This is a genomic window from Bacillus alveayuensis, assembly GCA_030812955.1.
In the GTDB taxonomy this organism is placed as follows: Bacteria; Bacillota; Bacilli; order Bacillales; family Aeribacillaceae; genus Bacillus_CB; species Bacillus_CB alveayuensis.
Window position 1 is genome coordinate 20,935 of record JAUSTR010000010.1, and the last position, 15,437, is coordinate 36,371.

14 protein-coding genes and 1 pseudogene are annotated in these 15,437 nt (G+C 37.9%); 8 read left to right on the forward strand and 7 right to left on the reverse strand.

The window, feature by feature from the left end:
- The first annotated feature begins 100 nt into the window (after positions 1–100).
- The 3 genes from J2S06_RS10915 to J2S06_RS10925 all read left to right on the forward strand — a co-directional run bounded on the left by J2S06_RS10915 (position 101) and on the right by J2S06_RS10925 (position 3,209).
- Positions 101–907 (forward strand): IclR family transcriptional regulator, encoded by an 807-nt coding sequence (locus tag J2S06_RS10915; protein WP_419152302.1) that lies wholly within the window; start codon positions 101–103, stop codon positions 905–907.
- Positions 908–932: 25 nt separating this feature from the next.
- Positions 933–1,871 (forward strand): amidohydrolase family protein, encoded by a 939-nt coding sequence (locus J2S06_RS10920; RefSeq protein WP_419152303.1) that lies wholly within the window; start codon positions 933–935, stop codon positions 1,869–1,871.
- A gap of 129 nt (positions 1,872–2,000) precedes the next feature.
- Positions 2,001–3,209 (forward strand): MFS transporter, encoded by a 1,209-nt coding sequence (locus tag J2S06_RS10925; RefSeq protein ID WP_419152304.1) that lies wholly within the window; start codon positions 2,001–2,003, stop codon positions 3,207–3,209.
- A 169-nt stretch (positions 3,210–3,378) separates the two neighbouring features.
- Here the strand turns inward: J2S06_RS10925 and J2S06_RS10930 are convergent.
- The 4 genes and pseudogenes from J2S06_RS10930 to J2S06_RS10945 all read right to left on the reverse strand — a co-directional run.
- A pseudogene (locus J2S06_RS10930) lies at positions 3,379–3,555 on the reverse strand (aldehyde dehydrogenase family protein); the annotation flags it as partial.
- An 89-nt stretch (positions 3,556–3,644) separates the two neighbouring features.
- On the reverse strand, positions 3,645–4,757 hold the full coding sequence (locus tag J2S06_RS10935; RefSeq protein WP_044747539.1) for a cupin domain-containing protein: 1,113 nt from the start codon (positions 4,755–4,757) through the stop codon (positions 3,645–3,647).
- Positions 4,758–4,789: 32 nt separating this feature from the next.
- Complete coding sequence (locus J2S06_RS10940; protein WP_419152341.1) at positions 4,790–5,266, reverse strand: DinB family protein; 477 nt, start codon at positions 5,264–5,266, stop codon at positions 4,790–4,792.
- Between the two features lie 13 nt (positions 5,267–5,279).
- Entirely contained in the window at positions 5,280–6,221 is a 942-nt protein-coding gene (locus tag J2S06_RS10945) for a fumarylacetoacetate hydrolase family protein (protein ID WP_419152305.1), read from the reverse strand.
- A 132-nt stretch (positions 6,222–6,353) separates the two neighbouring features.
- Between J2S06_RS10945 and J2S06_RS10950 the strand changes: the two genes are divergently transcribed.
- From J2S06_RS10950 to J2S06_RS10960, 3 genes are all read left to right on the forward strand, one after another.
- A complete protein-coding gene (locus J2S06_RS10950; RefSeq protein WP_044747537.1) occupies positions 6,354–7,169 on the forward strand; it encodes an IclR family transcriptional regulator in 816 nt (271 codons plus the stop codon).
- A gap of 1 nt (position 7,170) precedes the next feature.
- Positions 7,171–7,944, forward strand: a complete 774-nt coding sequence (locus tag J2S06_RS10955) for an IclR family transcriptional regulator (RefSeq protein ID WP_044747536.1) — start codon at positions 7,171–7,173, stop codon at positions 7,942–7,944.
- 121 nt (positions 7,945–8,065) lie between these two features.
- On the forward strand, positions 8,066–9,334 hold the full coding sequence (locus J2S06_RS10960; protein WP_419152306.1) for a phenylacetate--CoA ligase family protein: 1,269 nt from the start codon (positions 8,066–8,068) through the stop codon (positions 9,332–9,334).
- A 129-nt stretch (positions 9,335–9,463) separates the two neighbouring features.
- On the opposite strand, the gene J2S06_RS10965 is transcribed toward J2S06_RS10960, so the two are convergent.
- On the reverse strand, positions 9,464–10,036 hold the full coding sequence (locus tag J2S06_RS10965; protein ID WP_044747534.1) for a hypothetical protein: 573 nt from the start codon (positions 10,034–10,036) through the stop codon (positions 9,464–9,466).
- Between the two features lie 20 nt (positions 10,037–10,056).
- Positions 10,057–11,280 carry an FAD-dependent monooxygenase gene (locus J2S06_RS10970; RefSeq protein WP_419152307.1) on the reverse strand — a complete coding sequence of 408 codons (1,224 nt, stop codon included), beginning with the start codon at positions 11,278–11,280 and terminating at the stop codon, positions 10,057–10,059.
- 376 nt (positions 11,281–11,656) lie between these two features.
- Between J2S06_RS10970 and J2S06_RS10975 the strand changes: the two genes are divergently transcribed.
- Together J2S06_RS10975 and J2S06_RS10980 are read left to right on the forward strand one after the other, a co-directional pair.
- Positions 11,657–12,655, forward strand: coding sequence for a S8 family peptidase (locus J2S06_RS10975; protein WP_044747532.1), 999 nt, complete (start codon positions 11,657–11,659; stop codon positions 12,653–12,655).
- Positions 12,656–12,785: 130 nt separating this feature from the next.
- Positions 12,786–14,207 carry an N-acetylmuramoyl-L-alanine amidase gene (locus J2S06_RS10980; protein ID WP_419152308.1) on the forward strand — a complete coding sequence of 474 codons (1,422 nt, stop codon included), beginning with the start codon at positions 12,786–12,788 and terminating at the stop codon, positions 14,205–14,207.
- A gap of 106 nt (positions 14,208–14,313) precedes the next feature.
- On the opposite strand, the gene J2S06_RS10985 is transcribed toward J2S06_RS10980, so the two are convergent.
- Positions 14,314–15,405: a nitric oxide synthase oxygenase gene (locus J2S06_RS10985; protein ID WP_419152309.1), complete on the reverse strand. Its 1,092-nt coding sequence runs from the start codon at positions 15,403–15,405 to the stop codon at positions 14,314–14,316.
- Positions 15,406–15,437 lie beyond the last annotated feature (32 nt).

The window sequence follows — 15,437 nt, forward strand, 5'->3', positions numbered from 1 at the left end:
CATGAAAATATTTATAAATTTCAAAAGATTTTATTTTTTTCTTTTCAAATATTTATGAATCTGCTATATTCTCTCATATACAGCACTTGTGTTGTATTATATGAAACATAAAAAAGGGGGAAAAATAGATGTGAACGGAAACGAAGATAAAAATCAACTTTCTTCGATCAAAAATGCTTTAAGAATTTTAAAGAGCTTTACAATGGATGAACCAGAAAAAAAAATCAGTGATCTATCCAGCTCACTCGGAATCAATAAAAGTACAGTAAGCCGAACTATGAAAACACTAGCAAGTGAAGGGTTTGTCTATAAGGATCCTGAAACAAAGAAATACAGATTAGGCTTATCCATTTTATCATTGAGTGGTGTTTTATTTAGCAACATGGATGTATACCGGGAATCCCAGCCAGTTTTAAATAAATTGGTGGAGAACATTGGAGAAACCGCTCACATTTCAGTCTTAGACGATTTAGAGGTCGTTTATTTACAAAAAGTAGAATGTCATCATCCTGTCAGGTTTTTAACCCATATTGGCAGGCGCAATCCACCTTATTGTACAAGCTCAGGAAAAGTGCTTTTAGCATTTTCTGAAGAAGAAATCATCAACAATGTGGTAGCAAAAGGATTAACTGCATTTACAAAAAACACCATTACAAATCCAGAAAAGCTTCGTTCTCATTTAGCAAAGATAAAGGAAGATGGGTACGCCTTTAGTTTAGAAGAATTGTCTGAAGGAGTTAATTCTATAGCCGCCCCAATTTATGATTATACAGGAAAAGTTATTGCCGCTCTTTCCGTAGTCGGACCGAAACAGCGAATTCCCATTCATAAATTAAAATCAATCGCAAAACAGGTAATGGCTGCTAGTAAAGAAGTTTCAGAAAGAATGGGATATATAAAATATTAAATGAAAGTTTAAGGAGAGTAGAGAAATGTATGATTTTCATACTCATTTCATCCCTGCAAATGTTATTGAATGGGTGAAGGAACAAAAAGAAACAATTCATGCACAATGGGTGAAAAAGGAAGAAAACAAGGAAGAATTTTTAATGATCAATCATAAATGGGGATTTGAGTTAAAGAAAACATTTGTTGATATCAATCTTTATATTGAAGAACAATCTAAAGCAGGTATAAAGCATTCCGTCATTTCACCAATTCCGCAACTTTTTATGTATGATTTTCCAGAAGAAATCACCTATGAACTATCCACCGTGTACAACGATTCGTTAGTTAAGCTCGTTCAATTCTTTCCAGCCAAGCTATCAGCGTTGGCAACAGTTCCACTAAACAATCCGGATCAAGCTGCTCAAGTGTTAAACGATGCGATGAAGTGTGGCTTAAAAGGAGTCATTATTGGTCCAGGTGCATCAGGGCATATGCTTTCTGACAAAAGGTTTATTCCGTTTTTTGAAGAAGCCAATCGGCTGAAAGCAATTGTGTTCATTCATCCGCTACTAAGTGAAGATCCGCGATTAAAAAGAAGAATGATGCCGAATTTAATCGGTGTTCCGTGGGAAACTACAGTTTGTGCAACCGACATTTTATTAAGCGGACTAATCGACCGCTTTCCAAATGTCAAAATATTGTTTGCTCATGGAGGAGGTTTTTTACCGTACCAAATAGGCAGAATGACAAAAGGATACGAGAAATGGCCAGCGGTTTCGAAGAATTTGACAGCACCCCCAAAAGAATATTTAAAACGTTTTTGGTATGACAATGTTTTATGGGATCAACAAAGCGTTGAATTTTTAATCCAAACGGTCGGAGAAGATCGGGTAGTACCTGGATCAGATTTTCCGTTTGATCTTTCCGTTTGGCCGCCTGATTCAAGGAGCTGTCGCAGTGTGAGAACAATACTCGCTGATTAAAGAAAACGGGTTAAAAAGACATGTTGCCCCAAATTAAACCTTTATAAAAGAGATAAACATGAAATGTTTTCTCTCTTATTAGGTGCAGATTGAAAGGATAAAAATTTTTTCTCAAAGAAGGGACCATTCATGATGGAAGAAAAGTTGTGGACAAAAAATTTTATGAATATTTCGATCTGTAATTTCTTTCTTTTTATCAACTATTATTATTTGCTAGTAACATTGCCGATCTTTGTTATTCAAGATTTAAAAAGCAGTGAGGCTTTAGCTGGATTAATCGCCATGGTTTATTTGTTTGCAGCTATCATTTCACGTCCATTCGTTGATCAATTTATGAAGAAGATTGGTAAACGAAAGATGCTTGTGATCTCCCTTATCATTTTTGTGATCGCCTCTGTTTCCTATTTGTTTGTCCGTTCAATCGTCTTATTGTTAATCATTCGTTTTCTGCACGGAATTGGCTTCGGGATCGCAACCACCACTACAGGGGCGATCGTTGCCGATATTGTACCAGATTCTCGAAAAGGAGAAGGAATGGGCTATTTTATTTTATCTTCTAATTTTGCTATGGTAGTCGGACCGTTTCTAGGACTTTCCTCTTACGATCATTGGGGTTCTTTCGCAATGCTCGCTATTGCACTTATTTGCTCTGTTGGAGCACTTTTTACCGGAGGAATCATCAACTTACATGAAACCAAATCACTGCGAAGTAAAAAAGAACTATTCCAAATTCATTTTAATCTTGAAAAGCTTTTGGAAGTATCCGTATTTCCTATTGCACTCAATGCTGCCTTTTTAGCATTTGCTTATTCTACCGTCTTATCGTTCGTCTCTGTTTATGCTGAAAGATTGCAACTAGGCGCTAGTTCGAATTTGTTTTTTGTTGTTTATGCCATCATCCTGCTTATTTCTCGACCATTTACAGGAAGATGGTTCGACAAGTTTGGCGCTAATGTCATTGTCATCCCTTCCATCATATCATTTGCCCTCGGATTATTTATTTTAAGCATGGCTCATACATCTTTCGTCTATTTATTAAGTGCTTTGTTAATTGGGCTTGGTTGGGGAACGTTGTTTCCAAGTTTTCAAACAATGGCCATTCAAGTCGTATCTCCATCTAGAAGAGCCTCAGCTCTCAGCACCTTTTTATCCATTTTCGACATCGGCATCGGTGTCGGGTCTTTCTTAACAGGAGCAGTCGTTTCCTTTATCGGATTTCAATCTTTATATTTTTATAGCTCCTTTTACGTGTTGGTAGGATTAGTATTATACTTCCTTTTTGTACAGCAGCGGGTGGATCGGAAAAGTATTCTTAATAAAAAATCAACTCTTCAATAATAGCCCCCCTCGTTTCATTTATCATGATGGAGAAGTTCTTTTCTCCCCCTTTGCTTAAAGACAAAAAAATGCCGCCTTCGTTGTTTTAGGTTTACGAACAGGTATATCCCTAAAACAAGGAAGCGGCAAATTGTCCCACGATATGACTGTTAGCACTACCGAAAAATGTTTAAAATGGATACTCCCTCGGTTTCGTTTGAACAGAAATCCATTTCATCGATGTAAATTCCTCTACAACCCATGGATTTCCGAACCGGCCTAAACCGCTCGCTTTCGTTCCTCCAAATGGAATATTCGGTGCATCATTTACAGTTTGATCATTAATATGCGTAAAACAGCTTTTAAGAAGATACGGCACAACTAAGGGATTTTCTTTGTTGTGCCGCATCGTTTTATTCGTACGAAAAACTCTATGACTATTTGATTTATAAAATATTAAAGCAATACAGGGGCAAATTCTCCCGTTATTGGCTGATGTCCGTTATTTTCTTCATATGCTTCCTCTCGTTCCACATCAAACCGCTCCATAATTGGCAAATCATTTGCAGAGAATAAGTAAGCATCCTCCTCAGCAACATGTTCATGCCATGCCCAATTTGGAATGACAAAGAAGTCGCCTTTTTCCCAATCAAAGCGAACACCATTAATAATGCTGTATCCCGAACCTTTAAAAACATGGTAAATGGTTGCGTGCGTATGACGATGAGCTTTCGAATGAAAGTCTTTCGGAAGAAACTGCATCCATGAAGCGATTGTCGGGTTGGCAGTTTTCCCAGTGGATGGGTTAATATATTCTACAGCATATCCATCATACGGATCTGGGTCCAACCGTTTTAAACCTTGTATAGCCGCTTCTGTCTGCTTCCATTTATAGGATCCTAATGGGGCTATTTTCGGTTTACGGTCAGAAATTGGACGAACCATACCACCTTCATATTTTTGAGAGGAAAAATTATCTGGAACTTTTGGTTGTTCGATACCTTCTGGATAAGGGTCGAAGAAAGTGCCGCCAATTGAATAAATTGTAGGGATATCTAGACAGTCCATCCAAATCATTGGCTCATCACCTGGATGTGCATGACCATGCCATAATCCTTTCGGAGTAATGAGGTAATCTCCCTCTTCCATAAAAATCCGTTCTCCTTGAACAATTGTATAGGCACCTTTTCCTTGACTAATAAAACGAAGAGCGCTTTGAGTATGTCTATGTGACGGTGCCACCTCACCAGGAAGAATTAATTGGACAGCCGCATATAACGTTTGCGTCGTTGAAGCCCATCCCCATGGCTTGCGGTATGTTAATCCTGGATTTTGAAAGTATATAGCTCTTCTTTCTCCTCCCCGTTCTGGCGTGAAAATGTCCGTTGCTTCCATTAACTTTTTATAAAGCGTTTTCCATTTCCAAAGATACGCTTCTGCCTGTGGTGTCGGTTGGCGATGCATTAAATCTGGAATGGCATCCCATAGTGGACCTAAATGAATCTGTTCAATGTCCTTTGTAAAATCTTGTACGACTTTACTTTTAAAAAAATCATTTTTCTCCGCCATTCAAACCCCTCCTTTTTAACGGTTTAAAATCGTTATGATGGCAGCTTCGATAAGTTTCGCTTTATTTGGCTAACGTGTTTGCTTGCATGCTCGACAAGAAGATGATCGACAATAAAAGAAATCGGCTTTGTTCCAAAACGTGGATTGCGGCTCGGCGCTTCCGCTTTTAATTGTTGTTCCGTTAATTGGCTTAACACTTTGTCCACTTGCTCTTTGACATTTTCTAGATTTCTTAAAACATCCGAAATTTCCCGATTTTCTGTGTTCGTAACTGCAGCAAGCCTTTTTTCATCCTTAAGACCTCTACCCCACTCAATACCTGGAGATTCAAGCAATTTTTCAATCTCATTTAGCCAGTAGGGGATCGCTTCCTCTACGTGGCAAAGAATTTGCATAATGGACCATTCATCTTCAGAAGGCTGCCAACGGATTGATTTTTCCGAAAGATTTTTGGATGTTTCAATCATTTGATTAAGCGAATGTTGAATGCTTTCAATCGCCTCGTTCATTGATGCCACTTGTTCATCCCTCCTTGATGCTTTTTACTTTGTTTTCCAATGTGCCAATGCCATCAATTTCGATCCGCACAACATCTCCATCTTTCAGAAACGCTTGCGGATTACGAGCTACACCGACTCCACCTGGTGTTCCTGTTAAGATGACATCCCCTGGTTCGAGTGTCATTAAACCCGATAAAAATTCAACTAAATACGGAACAGTAAAAACAAGATTTTTCGTGTTGGAGCGTTGCCGTTCTTCACCATTTACCGTTAAAACAACTTCCAATCCAGATGGATCTGTCAGCTCATCAGTTGTAACTAACCATGGACCCATTGGCGCACTACCATCCACTGTTTTTCCTTGAAGCCATTGAAGTGTACGGCGCTGTAGATCCCGATAAGATACATCATTGACAATCGTATAGCCAGCTACATATTGTAAAGCATCTGCTTGAGAAACATTGCGCGCACGCTTTCCAACAACAAAAGCAAATTCTGCTTCATAATCAAGCTGATCGGATATCGGGTAATATGGAATGTCATCTTCTGGACCAATCACAGTATTGGCAAATTTCGCAAATACGACTGGATATTTTGGAATTTCTCGCCCCATTTCTAAAATATGTTCCCGATAGTTATGGCCAACGCAAATGATTTTTCCTGGTTTCGGAACAGGTGCTTCTATTTTTACATCGTCTTTTGCATAAACAAGCTTATGACCGTTTACTTGTTCATAGTTTAAGGCGAAATCAATCGCTTTTCTGGCGAAATCCATGCTTTCCTCTCCGCCTTCTAAAAATCCGTTCATATCTGCTGGAACATATGCTTCCGCAATTTGTTTGTAACGTAATTTCCCTTCTGATTTCAGCAAGCTTTGAAAGGCATGATTTAAATCTACGACTTTACCGTTTTCTACAGCCCCAATGCGGGTCGTACCTTCTTGTGTAAACGTTACTAGCTTCACAGTTGTAACCCCTTTCATTGTTAATCATGTATTTTTATCTTAATATTGAAAAAAGGTGAAAAATACATTATTTTTCTTATATACAGAACATTTCATAATTTCTAAAAAACAATAACAAAAGTAGGTGATACGATGAATGAATCCAAAAAAACAACATCATCCTCTGTTGAAAATGCATTAAAAATTTTAAAAAGCTTTTCCATGGACGAGCCAGAACTAGGGGTTACAGATATTGCGGAAAAGCTAAACATTGCTAAAAGCACGGCTCATCGTCTTTTAACAAGTTTAGCCAGTGAAGGGTTTGTTTACAAAGATATGAATTCCAATTATTACAGCTTAGGAGCTTCTATTTTGAGATTAACGAATATTGTGAGCTCCCAGCTGAAAATTTTAAATGAAGCTACACCAGTCCTTAATGTATTAACAGAAGAAACAGGTGAAAATTCTCATATCTCCATATTAGAGGGGAAAGAAATCATTTATTTACAAAAAATTGAATGCGCTTACCCTACTAAAATGGAATATACACATATTGGTAGAAGAAATCCTGCTTATTGCACAAGTGCAGGCCAAGCTATTTTAGCATTTGAAGAGAAGGAAACGATTGATTTCATTTGTTCACAACCGTTAAAAAAATTCGCTCCTAACACAATCACCTCACCTGACGAATTAAGAAAAAAATTATTAAAAGTACAAAATGAAGGCTATGTGGTCTCTAATCAAGAATTTCAACGTGGCATTATCGGTATCGCTGCACCTATTTTTAATGAAAAAAACAAAGTAATCGCATCTGTTAATATTACGGGTCCTATAAAACGAATCAATGCTATGAACCTGCCACAGCTAGTTAAAAAAGTTGTCAATGCAGGTGAGCGAATTTCAGTTTTAATTAAACAGCGAAAACAAAACGATTCTTTCTCCAAAATAAACCAACAAGGGGGAAACTAAGATGAGTGAAAAATATTTGCTGTCATCTGTGAAAAACGCAATGAAAATCTTACGCCTTTATTCTCCGAAACAAAAAGAGCTTGGGATTATGGAAATCTCAAGAAAATTAAACATTCCGAAAAGCAGTGCTCACCGTCTCGTTTCATTGCTTGTAAAAGAAGGATTTTTGTCGAAAAACCCCCGTACGAATAAATACCGATTAGGTCTATCTATTTTAACGTTAGGAGGGGTTATTTTCAGCCACCACGAATTATATAAAGAAGCTCTACCCATTGTCAGAAAGCTTGTCGACACACTGAATGAATCTGCACATATTTGTCTTTTAGAAGAGGAGCAAGTGGTCTATTTGTTTCGAATTGAAAGCAGCCAACCTGATCGATTACTCACATACATAGGGAGAAAAAATCCGATTCATTGCACAAGTGAAGGATTATGTATTTTAGCCTATCAAAGTAAAAAAACAATTGATAAAGTTTTATCTAAAAATTTATATGCTTATACCCCCTATACGATAACAGATCCTGACTTGCTAAAAAATAAATTGAAAAAAATTAAAAAACAAGGGTTCGCTATTTCAAAAGATGATTTTTTTGTCGGCTATGTAGGAATTGCTGCGCCGATTCGCGACTATACTGGGAAAGTTGTTTCCTCTCTATCCATGGTCGGCTCCACCTCAAGAATAACGGAAGAACGGTATCCGATCTTTATCGAAAACATTACAAAAGCAGCACAAAAGATTTCGGAGCATTTAGGTTATGTAAAAATAAACGCTTAAGTTTCATTAATAATTTTTATATTTCGAATATTCAGTTTCATATACAAGAATAAGCCCCTTTTCTCCCACTTTTACCTTTCATTATTCTTGAGTTAATAAAGTAATCAAAGGGGGAATTTTCATGGTCGTGTACGCACAAGAATTCGAATTGAAGGAGCGGCAATTAAAAAAGCTAAACGAATTATTAATATTCGTCAAAAGCCATAATGAATTTTATCATAAAAAGCTTCAAAATATTACATTGCCTCTGCGATCATTGGAGGAAATCACAACTTTACCTTTCACAACAAAAAAAGAACTCGTCGATGATCAAAAAAAGCACCCTCCCTATGGTCAAAATCATTCGTATCCTTTGGAAGAATATGTCCGATACCATCAAACTTCGGGAACGACAGGGAGACCGTTAAAAATATTAGATACGAAAAAAACTTTTGATTGGTGGGAAACTTGCTGGATCGAAGTATACCGTTCCAGCGGTGTCACAAAAAAAGATCATATTTTTCTAGCTTTTTCGTTTGGGCCTTTTATTGGATTTTGGGCCGCATTTGAAGCTGCTAAGAGATTAGGAGCACTCGTCATCTCATCCGGAAGTCAGTCATCTGTCGAACGTTTGCGTAATATGATGGAAAATCAAGCAACGGTTCTTCTTTGCACACCAAGCTATGCCTTGCATTTAGCAGAGGTTGCTAAGGAAAACGGAATCGATATTCAAAACTCACCTGTTCGGACCATTATTACAGCTGGAGAACCTGGAGGATCTGTTCCTTCCACACGGAACCAAATTGAAAGCTTGTGGGGGGCCAAATTATATGACCATGTAGGAATGACAGAAATGGGAGCCTATGGATACTCCTGTTCGGAGCAAAATGGTCTACACATTAACGAATCTGAATTTATCGCTGAAGTGATTGATCCGAAGACATTAAAGCCTGTTGCAATTGGCGAAAAAGGGGAATTAGTACTCACTAACTTAGGGAGAGATGGCTACCCCGCTCTACGCTATCGGACAGGCGATATGGTCATTCGCTCAAACAAAAAGTGTCCATGCGGCAATCCTTATCAATTTTTGCCTGAAGGAATTATCGGACGTGCTGACGACATGGTCGTCATTCGGGGAATTAATATTTATCCGTCCTCCATTGAATCCATTATTCGGGAATATAGTGAAGTAAAAGAGTTCCGCATCGTCTATTATACAGAAAATGAAATGGATCAAATAAAAGTAGAAATCGAATCAAATTCAGATGAAATTGTCCCATCGCTCGCAACCAAATTAAGAGAGAGAATTGGGTTAAGAATTCAAGTTGAGAAAGTGCCAGATAACCACTTGCCGCGCTTTACGATGAAAGCGAAGAGAGTAGTTGACAAACGCAGCAAACGAGTTTCATAAATTTCGAAAGCGTTTTCTACCAGCATAAAAGCCTGCTTCCACTTGAAAGCAGGCTTTTTATATTTCAAACTTGAAACAATCTTTTATAATATGGATTAAAATGTATAAATTGCCTTTACCTTTGAAATTTTACAATAGATAAAATGTTTGACCGTTCGGACCTATTGGAACATGCCCCATTTCTAATACGTCGACTAAATATGCAAATGGATTTTCTTCCCATCCTTTTAAATCTGAAATTAATTCCCATGTACAGGCCAATAAGCTAATATATAAGCTATGGCCAATGAAAAACCGAACGGTCTCTTGTTTCGCAAATGTCTGAAATGCTTGTTTAAAGACTTCATGATATACCATTTCAGGAAGGTGATAAACGATTTCCTCTAACAATTTTCCTTTTCCAGATTCGTCAATTTTATCTTTTAATTGGTCCGGAAGAACCTTCAACACTTCCCATAAATCGCTGTTTTGTAGCGAAATCATTTCATAACAGTTATTTATATCCTCTTTTTCAAGCCAACTTACATCGTAATTCGAGATATGGAAAGCATCCATAAACATTTCCACTTTTTCCTTTGCCCTGTTGTCAATCATTCCTACACGATGGTACCAGTTTATATTTAACAATCGCTCTGACAATTGGTTGACACGATCATGTTTAAAATCGTAAACCGGTTGATGGTCGATAATCGTGATCGACATCGATATCACCCCTTTTTTGTTTAATATTTCGTTGTTAATTCAGGCGGACCGTATTTTGGACCATAAGGCCCCTCATCCAACCATCTTCCTAATTTTGGAACAATCGCCGTTAATGATGCAGCAATCTCCCGTTTTAAATTCATTTCTGGTGAATTCCCTTGAAGATGGTGCAAGGCTGTAGATGAACTGTTACGATTCCATAATCCAGCGATTCTCCGTTCGTTTGCTGCTTTGTCAATCGCTTCACGTCTTTTTTGTTCACTTGTCACTTTGAGAGCCTGTTCAATTCCTTTTACGGCAATAAGGGCATCCGGTACACCTGAATTAAGGCCTCTGGCGCCAAATGGTGCAAATAAATGCGCAGCTTCCCCTGCTAAAAGAACTCTTCGTTTTTCATCTGTATACGAATTGGCCACAACTTGATGGAAACGGTAGGATGAAACCCAAGTAATTCGTTCAGCATATTTCGGATGCATTACTTTAGGAAGCCACTTTTTAACTCCTTCCACTTCTGTATAGTTATTTGGATCATCGTCTTCCAATAACTGAAGGTCAATTCTCCATCCACCTTTGAATGGAACAAACATCACATTTCTTCCACCCATAGCAGGATGCTGATAATGGAATACCCGCTCTAATGGCAAAGGATCATGTTCGTCCTCTTCTACATCCACGACAAGGAAAGTGTCCTTCGTCCGCGGTCCTTCAAATTTCAAACCAGCTGTTTCACGAACGACAGAGCGTGCCCCATCACAGCCGATGACATACTCCGCTTCCCAAATTTCTCCTTTTTTGGTTATAACTTTAATGCCATCCTCTTCTGGTACGACTTCCTTAATCGGTGTATCCCATACAAATTCAACCCCAGCTTTCACGCAATAGTCATAAAGAATCGATTCGATATCGTGTTGATGCAAAGAGGTAAATGGTGGAAGTTTTGTCGGATCGCTTGTATCTGTCTTTCCATAATTTTTCACATATACTTCTTTTCCTTTATAAAGCGTCCGCTTAATTGGCCAAACGATTCCATTTCTAGCAATTTCAAATCCTAGTCCTTCATCAATGCTTTCGAGTAAATCTAATGTTGCGTTATGAAGATAGATGGCTCTGCTTCCAGGTCGTTGACGGTCTTTTGGTTCCGCTTCAATGACTACGGAAGAAATTCCTCTTTTTTTCAATGCCAATCCAGCCACTAAACCGACCGGACCGGCACCAACAACGATAACGGTATGTTTGTTGCTCATTCCCTTTCTCTCCTTTTCCTTTTCAATAATAGTATCGATGGTAGCGCTTACCATGCTTACATTATAAATAAAAAGAATTTTTTCCAAGTACTCTCATGTTCCTCTATGCAGGACAAATGAAATCTTTTTATTAGGCTCATTTCTAAAAGATTGCGCCTTACTTTAGTTTTTCGACTGTCATAGGCAAACGAACGCTTGTGATGTCACGCTATTGCATGACGTGAACCGAACAAAAATCGATGGTCGGACAAATGTGCTTTGTCCGACCACGTGTTTGATCTTTTGTGTTCAAAAATCATTCTCAATAATTTAGAAAAGCACATAAGATGAAGTATGTGCATGGAGAATTTAAATGTTTAAGAATAGGAGTGGTTGTATGCTTGAACATAAGGTTTCGTTAATGCCATACTCATCTGTGGAAACGATTGATCAAGTGAAAGAAATACCTGAAGGCATACAAATGGTTCAGGCACCAGCATTATGGCGTGAGGGAATTAAAGGAAAAGGGGTGACGATTGCTGTCCTTGATACTGGCTGTGATATTCATCATCCTGACTTAAAAGGTCAAATTATTGGCGGTCGAAATTTCACAACTGATGATAACGGTGATCCACGAAAAATAACAGATTATAACGGGCACGGTACCCATGTTGCTGGAACTATTGCAGCCCGAGAAAATAATCAAGGTGTCGTCGGAATAGCCCCAGAAGCAAAACTATTAATTTTAAAGGTACTAGCAAGCGATCCAAATCAACGAGGATCTGCAACAGGCCGATACGAGTGGATTGTGAATGCAATCAACTACGCAGTGAAACAAAAAGTCGATATCATCTCGATGTCTTTAGGAGGCCCTTCCAACCATCCACAGCTTTATCAAGCTATTAAAAATGCGGTGAATCAAGATATTTTAGTCGTTTGTGCTGCTGGAAACGAAGGTGACGGAAATGACTCAACCGACGAATTTTCCTACCCTGGAGCGTATAACGAAGTCATATCCGTTGGTGCTATTTCGCTTAACAGACAATCCTCCCACTTTACAAACTCCAATAAAGAAGTAGATGTTGTTGCCCCAGGAGAAAAAATTTTATCTACGATACCAAATGGGAAATATGCTTATTTAAGCGGAACTTCGATGGCCACACCACATATTTCCGGAGCCTTAGCCTTGATTAAGCAACAATCAGAAAAAGAATTTCAACGAAAGCTGACAGAACCAGAGCTATATGCTCAACTCATAAAACGAACAATCCCACTCGGTTATTCCAAATCATTGGAAGGAAACGGTCTTATTTATTTAAGCGTTCCAGACCTTTTAACTAGAATTATGCAAAATTTAAAAAGGTCATCATTTATTACGGGTATGAGAATATGGTAAACAAAAAATTTCGATAAGTCCTTTTCATTCTTTGAATGGAAGCATCCGATTCTGCAACATCACATCGGTAAAGAATCAAGTGGAGTATGTGCAAATGAATGCTTATTATTTGTGAAGGAAGGTGTTTAGATTGACCATCATTATGATAGATCCAGGACATGGTGGAAGTGATCCCGGAGCCCAAGCATTCGGTTATCAAGAAAAAAATTTTAATCTGCAAATTTCCTTAAAGATTAGAGATTATTTACAAAAAAAATATGCTGTGAAAGTGCTGATGACAAGAACAACGGATCAAACCGTTAGTTTATCCGAACGTACAAATATGGCAAATATACAGAACGTCGATTATTTCTGCTCGATCCATGTCAACGCTGGCGGTGGATCAGGGTTTGAAAGCTACATTTATAACGGTCCTGTTCCCCCGCAAACGATACGTTATCAAGCCATTATTCATGACCAAATTATCAATAAGTTGAAAAATAAGTATAGCATCAAAGACCGAGGAAAGAAACGAGCCAATTTCCATGTCCTGCGTGAAACGAAAATGCCTGCGATTCTTTTAGAAACATTGTTTATCGATCATCAAAACGATATTAAATTATTAACAAATCCATCTTTTATTCAAGATTACTCAGCGGCTGTCGCAGAAGGATTAGCTAAAGCTCTAAACCTGTCAGCAAAGGATCCGAAGCCTCCGCTATCCAATGATAAAGATGTTATCTATAAAGTGATTGCCGGCTCTTTTAAAGAAAGAAAAAATGCCGAAAAACGGGTATCGATGTTAAAATCCAAGAAAATAGATGCTTTTATTGTCCCAGCTGTCATTAATGGCACCCAATTTTATCGTGTTCAGGCAGGAGCCTATAAAATGTTGAATCATGCTAAACAACAAGTTAAACAGTTAAAAAATAACGGAATAAAAGATGCTTTTATCGCTTCGGAGATTCATTCTGAAAATAGCAAGAGAACAAAACAACCACCTGATTCTGATGAAGAAAATCTTTTCACAGACAAAGGATTTCCGATTAACGGCCATCCATTTTTATCAGGTCAAATGCTCAATCGGTTTGTTTTAAGCATGAACGAAAATGCTCCTTTGTTAGGAGAGGATTACTACGAACTTTCAAAAATTTATAACATTCGGGGAGATATCGCTCTTGCACAAGCCATTCACGAAACAAATTACTTCCGATTTACGGGAACGGTTAAACCCGAACAAAACAATTTTGCAGGAATTGGTGCAACTGGGCCTAATCAACAAGGCGCACGCTTTTCTTCTGCAAGAGAAGGTGTATTAGCTCAATTGCAGCACTTATATGCATATGCTTCAACAGATCCTCTGCCAAAAAATTATCCGTTAGTCGATCCACGCTTTCATTTCGTAACGAGAGGAAGTGCGAAAACATGGCAGGAATTAAATGGAAAATGGGCAGTTCCAGGAAATCATTACGGCCAATCCATTTTAAAAATTTACCAAAGGATGATTGATTTTAGCAAAGATGAATGCACAAAGCTTAAACAAGCCGTTCAACAATCATTAGAACATGAATAAAGATATCACTGAAAAATGTCTTTTCTATAGACTTTGTCTACAGTCTGAAAATTCGTTTCATAAAGACTTTGTCTACACACTGAAACAGCCAAAATCGGCTGTTTTTTTATTCATATGGCCTCTTTTGGTAAAAATAATTAGGAGAATTGTAATTGTCTTGATAAGATTTATGAAAAATATGAGTTGTGGCTGGAGATAATGGTGGAATCAGCCATGTCCAATCGCCCGTTACCTTCCGTCCGCATTTTTCCTCTTGTTCTTCAAAATGTTTAAATTGTACGGCCGCAGTATGATGGTCGACAATCGTGACACCATATTTTTTAAATGAATGTAAAACAGCTATATTTAACTCAACAAGTGCTTTATCCTTCCATAATGTATGATTTTTGCTCATATTTAGACCCATTAATTGTGCGACCTTCGGCAACATATTGTATCTGCCTTCATCAGCAAAATTTCTAGCACCTATTTCCGTCCCCATATACCAACCATTAAATGGTGCTGCCGTATACTCAATACCGCCTATTTCGAGCTTCATATCAGAAATAATCGGAACGGCATACCATTTCAATTGTAGATTTTCAAAATCTTTGAGTTCAGGATGAGTGATTGGAATTTCCAATACGATTTCTTTTGGAATGTCAAACCATTTTGGTGTTTGCTCGCCCATTTGAATGACTAATGGCAAGATGTCAAAGGGAGTACGTTTTCCTTTCCATCCCATTTGTTCACAAGCTTTTGTAAAGGAAATTGAAGCAGGGTCCCCTATAACACCTGAGTCCGTTTCATAGCCTGCATATCTTAATAATTGATGATTCCAAATTCTCACTTGATCTTTACCATTTTGTTTTTGGGGAAATATCGTAATGGCAGGACGAATTTTCCCATTGTTTGTTGCAAATTGAATATGCCGGATAAGAGCATGAAAAATCTCTTCTTCTGTTTGCAAATTTCTTGCATCAAAAACGTGAAGTGATTGCCAAAATAATCGTCCGATACAACGGTTGCTATTTCGCCATGCCATTTTTGCACCATGCTCTAATTCTTCATACGTATGCTTATAAGAACCGTAAAGGTCTATTTCTTCTTTCACCCTTTTTAGTCTATCTTCTAGTTGATCGAGTTCATTTAGTTCTTTATAACAAGTGTAAAGAAAGCTTTTAGCCTTTTCAAAAAGCTGTTCTGATGAGTAATGCACGATGTCCTCCCTCTTTATGAAAACAAATCATT